The sequence below is a fragment of the Pseudomonas edaphica genome (genome assembly GCF_005863185.1).
Lineage (GTDB): Bacteria > Pseudomonadota > Gammaproteobacteria > Pseudomonadales > Pseudomonadaceae > Aquipseudomonas > Aquipseudomonas edaphica.
The window spans coordinates 1-4,660 of sequence record NZ_VBVZ01000501.1; the positions used below are offsets into that span (position 1 = coordinate 1).

Annotated in this window: 5 protein-coding genes; 2 read left to right on the forward strand and 3 right to left on the reverse strand. The window is 61.3% G+C overall.

Annotation, left to right across the window (positions count from 1 at the left end):
- From FEM54_RS25190 to FEM54_RS25200, 3 genes are all read right to left on the reverse strand, one after another.
- On the reverse strand, window positions 1-918 hold a 918-nt coding region (locus tag FEM54_RS25190; protein WP_171045897.1), incomplete at its 3' end, for a TonB-dependent receptor plug domain-containing protein.
- 23 nt (window positions 919-941) lie between these two features.
- The gene (locus tag FEM54_RS25195; protein WP_069788770.1) at window positions 942-1,676 is read right to left on the reverse strand and encodes an energy transducer TonB family protein; all 735 of its coding nucleotides are present in this window, start codon (window positions 1,674-1,676) and stop codon (window positions 942-944) included.
- A gap of 2 nt (window positions 1,677-1,678) precedes the next feature.
- Complete coding sequence (locus FEM54_RS25200) at window positions 1,679-2,086, reverse strand: ExbD/TolR family protein (RefSeq protein WP_005786670.1); 408 nt, start codon at window positions 2,084-2,086, stop codon at window positions 1,679-1,681.
- Between the two features lie 190 nt (window positions 2,087-2,276).
- Between FEM54_RS25200 and FEM54_RS25205 the strand changes: the two genes are divergently transcribed.
- Together FEM54_RS25205 and FEM54_RS25210 are read left to right on the forward strand one after the other, a co-directional pair.
- Window positions 2,277-2,831 carry a GNAT family N-acetyltransferase gene (locus tag FEM54_RS25205; protein ID WP_138453508.1) on the forward strand — a complete coding sequence of 185 codons (555 nt, stop codon included), beginning with the start codon at window positions 2,277-2,279 and terminating at the stop codon, window positions 2,829-2,831.
- Window positions 2,828-4,402, forward strand: coding sequence for an alkaline phosphatase D family protein (locus tag FEM54_RS25210; protein ID WP_138453509.1), 1,575 nt, complete (start codon window positions 2,828-2,830; stop codon window positions 4,400-4,402). The genes FEM54_RS25205 and FEM54_RS25210 overlap by 4 nt, the downstream gene beginning before the upstream one ends.
- The last annotated feature ends 258 nt before the right edge of the window (window positions 4,403-4,660 follow it).

Below are 4,660 nucleotides of genomic sequence, written 5' to 3' on the forward strand. Positions count from 1 at the left end.
CAGCTTGTACTGGGTGTTGAGCACGGCGGTGAAGGTCTGGAACGGGTTCTGTGCCAGGTCGTAATAGCTGCTGATCTTGCCGTTGGAGCCCAGCGCCGGCTTGGCCGGGTACGGGTCATACTGGCGGCCGAACTGCTGGAACTGCGCCTTGGTCAATTGGCTGTAACTGTTGTTGTCCTGCTCGTGGTACTTGAGGATCAGGTTGGCGGTGTTGCCGTTGCCGGCGTCGAAAAAGCTGTTCCACTCCACCTTGTCCGCACGCACCGCGCCCGAGCCGCGCCACATCTGGCCTTCGGTGTGGGACGCCGACAGCCAGTTGGAGAGGCCGTTGACTTCGCCGGTGTTGAGGCGCGCAAAGGTCTTGCGGGTGGCGTTGCTGCCCACCACTTGTTTAACGAACGCACCGGTTTCCTTGGTCGGGCGAATCGTCACGATGCCGATGTTGCCGCCACTGGAGCCGATGTGCGGGCCGTCGGCTTCCGACGAGCCCTGGGTGACGAAGATCTGGTCGATGTTTTCCGGATCGCCGAGCAGGTTGGAGTACAGCGCGTAGTTGCCGGAGTCATTGATCGGCATGCCATCCACCGACATACCGACCTGGTCGGAGTTCATGCCGCGCATGGTGAAGCGAAAGCCCGACAGACCGGTGTTGTCCTCACTCGAGATGTTCAAACCCGGCGTGTACTTGAGCTTGTCGATGGCGTTGCCGGTGGCGGTTTGTTTGTCCAACGCTTCCTTGGTGATGGTCGAGCGGCCCTTGGCGCTCTCTTCCTGGACCATGTAACCGCCCCCCGCGGTTGCCTTGCCTCCCTGAACTCCGATCGTGCCGACGTCACTGTCACTGGTATCAGCCATGACCACTCCATGGGTCATGCTCGTCGCGGCAACAAGTGCCAGATGAATACGTGTGAACCTCATCACTGTCGTCCTGGTGTCGGTGCTTATTGCACGCTGTAGTTGAAGGTGGCGGTGAAGCGTTGCTCGTTACGTCCACCGAAGGCTTGTTCGGGGAACGGCTTGACCTGCTTGATGCGGCGCAGGCTATTGGTAGCGGCCCGATTGAGCAGCATGCTCGGCGCCGGGGTCTGGATCCCGGCATCAAGGACGCGGCCTTGTCGATCCACCATCAACCACACCACCACCTCGCCACTGGGGCGCTCGAGGGACGCCTGGCGCCCGGTGGGGTATTGCTTGTACGTGTCCAGCTCGTTGCGCAGACCCTTGAGGTAACCGCCTTCCAGGGCCTGGCCATCCACTTTGGGCGGTGCCGGTGGCGCGGGCGGCGCGGGTGTCGGCGCGACAGCGGCCTGTACCGGCTTGGCCGCCACTGGTGCGACTGGCGCTGGCGTGGGAGTCGGTTTGGCGGCCACCACGGGCTTGGGTTTGGGCACCGGCTTGGGCTTGGGTTCAGGTTTTGGCAAGGGTTTGGGCGGTGGTGGCGGCGGGGCCGGTTCGGCTTCTTCGTCCTCGATCACCGGCGGTGGCGGCTCTTGCTCGACCACAGGCTCGGGAACCACTTCGGGCTCGGGTTCGACCAGGGCCAGCTCGACCGCCGACTCGTCGTACTGCGGCTGGATTTTCAACGGTTGGGACTGGATACCCAGTGCAATCAGCACCAGGGCGATCAGGGCCGGGACACTGCCCAGCAGCTGACGCGCACGAAACAGTACATACATGATCAAGACTTACGCGTGGCAATGGACACGGAGGTAAAGCCACCCAGGCGCAGGGTGTCCATGACTTCCACCAGGCGCGAAACCTCTACGCCTTTGTCGCTGTTGACGATGATGGTCGACTTGGTATCAGGCTTTTCTGCAGCCTTCAGTGCCGGCACCAACGCATCGACCGTAAGGTCCTTGCCGTCGAGTTGCAACTGGCCTTCCAGGCCCAGGGTCAGGATGAATTTATTCTGCGGCTTGAGTTGCTGCGAGCTGCTGGCGCTGGGCAGTTGGGTCTTCATGCCGAGTGCGGGGATCACGTTCAAACTCACCAGTACGAAAAACACCAGGAGGAACATCATCACGTCGATCATGGGGATCAACTCGATATGTGCCTTGCGTTTCTTGGGTTCATCCCAGGTTCTCATTCTGTTACCCCGTCGTTGAATTAGGGGCGACACGCTAACAACCAAAAATGACCGAATGGTTAACTTTAATTGACGTTTTAAAGGCTCTAGGACGCGTCTTTCAGAGATTTTACCTTGCGGTTTCATGACGTAATGCAATTGACACGAAGGCAGTACATTCTGGGGAAATTTACTTGAAGAGCTGCCGCGTATGCCCACTGCACTGCCTCAATTGTCGACCCCGCGACTACTATTGCGGGCGCTGGAAATGGACCAGGCCGAGGTGCTCTTCATGCTCGCCAACGGGCCGAAAATCGCTGACAACACGGCCAACATTCCGTCGCCCTATACCTTGGAAACTGCACAGAGTTTTATTGCCGGGGCCGCAGACAAATATCGGGCGGGCGAGTTGTTGAACCTGGGCATGCATGTGCGTGAAACCGGTGAGTTGGTTGGCATGGTCAGCCTGCGCCTTAACGCTCGTCATCACGCAGGGCATTTGGGCGGCTGGGTCGCGGCGCATGCGCGTAACCTGGGGTATGCCGCTGAGGCGGCGAGCGTGATGATGGGTTTTGGCTTCACCGAGCTTGGGCTGCAGCGTGTCGGCAGCCAATGCTTTGGCCGCAACAAGGAATCGGCGCGGGTCATGCAGAAAATCGGCCTGCGCTACGAGGGTTGCCTGCGTCAGGCGTTTCTCAAAAATGGCGTGTACGAAGACCTGCTGGGCTTTGCCACCGTGCGTGAGGACTGGGAGCGCGCGTTGTGAATGACGCAGTGGACCAAGGCAGTCGGCGAGTCCTTAGCGGGCTGGCGGTCGCTACCGCGTTTTCAATCCTCAGCCCATTTGCGCGCAGTGCCGGGGTGGATTACCCGTTCACCCTCGGCGTGGCTTCGGGCGACCCGCTGCCGGATGGTTTTGTGATCTGGACGCGCCTGGCGCCGTTGTTCAATGCAGCCGATGGCAGCGGTGGGTTGAAGCGCGCGGTGCCGGTGCGTTGGCGGGTGGCCAGTGATGCGGCGATGACGCGCATCGTGAAGCAGGGCGAAGTCTTGGCGACTGAGCGGTTCGCCCATTCGGTGCATGTTGAAGTGGCCGGGCTGGCGGCGGGCCGGCCGTATTGGTACCAGTTCGAAGGCCTCGGCGCGCAGAGCCCGGTGGGCCAGGCACGTACCACGCCACCTTTGCAGGCGATGGCCTCGGCTCGGCTGGGGTTTGTTTCCTGCTCGCATTGGGAGCGCGGTTACTTCAGCGCCTATCGCCATTTAGCCGCAGAGCAACCTGACCTGGTGTTTTTTCTCGGGGACTACATTTACGACAGCTCTTACGCCGTCGACTCGGGGAAAGTCTTTCGGGCCCACGGCAGCGGCAACGCGGTGAGCTTGAGCGACTACCGCAACCGCTACGCGCTGTACAAAACCGATCCGGACCTGCAAGCCCTGCACGCGGCTGCCCCCAGCGTGGCAACCTGGGATGACCATGAAGTGCAGAATGACTACGCCAACCGCTGGTCCCAGGACCCGAAGATTCCCGTGGCGCAATTTCTCCAGCAGCGGGCGGCGGCGTACCAGGCGTTTTACGAGCACATGCCGCTGCGCGCCAGCAGTGTGCCGAAGGGGCCGGACATGCGCATTTACCGGCGCCTGGATTACGGTCGGCTGGCGCGCTTCCATGTGTTGGATGGGCGCCAGTATCGCTCCGAGCAACCCTGCATCCAGGCCAACGGCAGCCATCAGGGGCATATCGCCGCCAACACTTGCAGCGACCTGCGTGATCTCGGCCGCACCATGCTGGGTTGGCAACAGGAAGCCTGGCTGGACCAGGGCTTTGCCCAGTCGCAGGCACAGTGGAATGTGATCGCCCAGGACTTGCTGGTGGCGCCCTTGCTCCAGCGCGACCTGAGCAACCACAAGGTGGGCCATTGGACCGATGGTTGGGACGGCTACGTGGCCAATCGTTCACGCATGCTGGCGTCCATCGGGCGTCACAAGGTCAGCAACCCGGTGTTCTGGGGCGGTGATATCCATTCGTTCTGGACCACTGACCTGCACGCCGACGCCAACAACCCGGACTCGCCAGTGATCGCCACTGAGTTTGTCGGCAGCTCGGTGACCTCCGATGGCCCGCCCTTTGAAGCGTTCAGCAAGATCCTGCCGCTTAATCCGCATGTGAAGTTTTTCGACAGCCGCCAGCGTGGGTATGTGTCGGTAGAGCTTACGGCTCAGAAGATGCTGACGAACTTTCGGGTGATAACTGACCCGCGCGATCCCAACGCCACGGTGTCGACCCTCAAGTCGTTTGTGGTGGAGCCGGGGCGGGCGGGGGCGATTGCGGTTTAGCGCACTTGTAGGGTGTAAATACTCAACGTGGCGAGCGCGGGGGGATTTGTGGCGAGCAGGCTGTTGTGGCGAGCGGGCTTGCCCCGCGTTGGGCTGCGAAGCGGCCCTAATACAGTCACCGCGTTTTTTCAGGCAAACATAAGCGCCTGGTTTTGGGGCCACTTCGCAGCCCAACGCGGGGCAAGCCCGCTCGCCACAACAGCCTGCTCGCCACAAATCCCCCCGCGCTCGCCACGTTGAGTATTTACACCCTACAAG

Coding starts and splice junctions, on each gene's coding strand:
- FEM54_RS25200 (WP_005786670.1), bottom strand. CDS start 2,086: ATGAGAACCTGGGATGAACCCAAGAAACGCAAGGCACATATCGAGTTG.
- FEM54_RS25205 (WP_138453508.1), top strand. CDS start 2,277: ATGCCCACTGCACTGCCTCAATTGTCGACCCCGCGACTACTATTGCGG.
- FEM54_RS25195 (WP_069788770.1), bottom strand. CDS start 1,676: ATGTATGTACTGTTTCGTGCGCGTCAGCTGCTGGGCAGTGTCCCGGCC.